Origin of the sequence: Methanobrevibacter sp. (assembly GCF_045636185.1) — an archaeon.
In the GTDB taxonomy this organism is placed as follows: Archaea; Methanobacteriota; Methanobacteria; order Methanobacteriales; family Methanobacteriaceae; genus Methanocatella.
Map to the genome: position 1 here is coordinate 1 of NZ_JAZTXC010000104.1, position 1,905 is coordinate 1,905.

General features: G+C 34.7%; 2 protein-coding genes. Both read left to right on the forward strand.

Annotation, left to right across the window (positions count from 1 at the left end; genetic code table 11):
• Nucleotides 1-229: 229 nt before the first annotated feature.
• Nucleotides 230-1,021: a formate/nitrite transporter family protein gene (locus ACKI3Q_RS05900; protein ID WP_407415200.1), complete on the forward strand. Its 792-nt coding sequence runs from the start codon at nt 230-232 to the stop codon at nt 1,019-1,021.
• Nucleotides 1,022-1,099: 78 nt separating this feature from the next.
• A partial coding sequence (locus tag ACKI3Q_RS05905; RefSeq protein ID WP_407415202.1) for a molybdopterin-dependent oxidoreductase occupies nt 1,100-1,905 on the forward strand: 806 nt, incomplete at its 3' end.

The following is a 1,905-nucleotide window of genomic DNA, read 5'->3' on the forward strand; positions in this document are numbered from 1 at the left end:
AAAATATGGAAAAAGTAACGATGTGAAAATCATTTTGTCATGATTTATCATTAACATTGTATTTATTTATTTAATCTTATTTAAATATTTCTTTTGAGTTTCAAGAACAAAGCCTTTTTATTATAAGAGTAATATATATATTGTCATAATACAATGGATTAACTTTTTGGCAGATTCTTGTATTATACTATAAATTAATTTATAAGGGGATAAAAAAGAGGTTGAGATTATGAGTTCATCTTTTAAAAGTCCAGTAGATACTGCAAAAGCAATATCTGCAACTGCTGGAGCTAAAAACTCAGCAAATATTGTAAATGTGATTTTACTCTCCTTTTTAGCAGGAGCTTATATCGCATTCGGAGGATTACTAGCTGAAATCGCTAGTGCAGGAATGTTAGCTGCAGGTGCACCTGTAGGTTTAGAAAAATTCGTATTTGGTGCAGTGTTCCCTGTAGGTTTGATTATTGTAGTACTCGCAGGTTCTGAATTATTTACCGGAAACGTAATGTTCATGACCCTCGGTGTATTAGATGGATCAGCATCCGTTGGCGGACTCGCTAAAAACTGGGTATTAAGTTGGTTATTCAACTTTGTTGGTGCATTATTCGTTGCATACGTACTCGCTTTCATGGGCGGTCTTTTCCCAGCTGAATCAGCATTCGCAACTAAAGCAACAGCTGTTGCATCCGCGAAAGTAAAAATGGCGTGGGATGTAGCGTTTATTCGTGCTATTGGTTGTAACTGGTTAGTATGTTTAGCTGTATGGTTAGCTAACGCATCTGATGATATCATCGGTAAAATCGTTGGTATTTGGTTCCCAATTATGGCTTTCGTTACCATTGGATTTGAGCACAGTGTTGCAAACATGTTCTTCATACCATTAGGTATATTCTTAGGTGCTAAAGGCGTAACTTGGTCTACAATGATTATGAACAACTTAATTCCTGTAACTTTAGGAAACATAGTTGGTGGAGCTATTTTCGTAGCTTGTATATACTGGTACACTTATCTTAAAGAATAAGTGTGAAACATTTAAGAAGCATTTTTTGCTTCTTAAAAATTTTTTATTGAGATATAATAAAATTTTGGAGATTATAAAATGGTTGAGATTAAATATGTCCCATCTATTTGCCCATACTGTGGTACCGGTTGTGGTATTAATTTCGTAGTTAAAGACGGCAAAATCATTGGGGTTGAACCTTACAAAAGACACCCTGTAAATGAAGGTAAAGTATGTCCAAAAGGTAACTTCGGATATCAATTCATTAACAGAGAAGACAGATTAACTACTCCATTAATTAAAGAAAATGGAGAATTCAGAGAAGCTTCTTGGGATGAAGCATTAGATTTAGTTGCTAACAAACTCAAAGAAGTATCTGATGAAGATCCAAATAAAGTTGGATTTTATGCATGTGCTCGTTCACCTAACGAAAACATTTACATTACTCAAAAATTAGCAAGAGTAGCTTGTGGTACTCAAAATGTAGACCACTGTGCACGTATTTGTCACGGACCTACTGTAGCTGGTTTAGCAACTACTTTCGGATCCGGTGCTATGACAAACGGTTTCGACAGTATTAAAGAAGCAGATTATATATTCTGTATTGGATCAAACAACATGGAAGCTCACCCATTGTTTGGACGTAAAATGATTCAAGCAAAACAAAACGGTGCTAAATTAGTTGTATTAGACCCAAGATTCACTCCTACTGCTAAAATTGCAGATGAATATGTTCAATTTGAAACTGGTACTGACGTAGCTTTAATGAACGCAATGATTAAAGTTATCATTGACAAAGGATTACAAGATGATGAATTCATTGCAAACAGAACCAAAGGTTACGAAGAAATGAAAGAAGTTGTACAAAAATACGACTTAGATATGGCTTCTGAAATTACTGGTAT

Coding starts and splice junctions, on each gene's coding strand:
- ACKI3Q_RS05900 (WP_407415200.1), top strand. CDS start 230: ATGAGTTCATCTTTTAAAAGTCCAGTAGATACTGCAAAAGCAATATCT.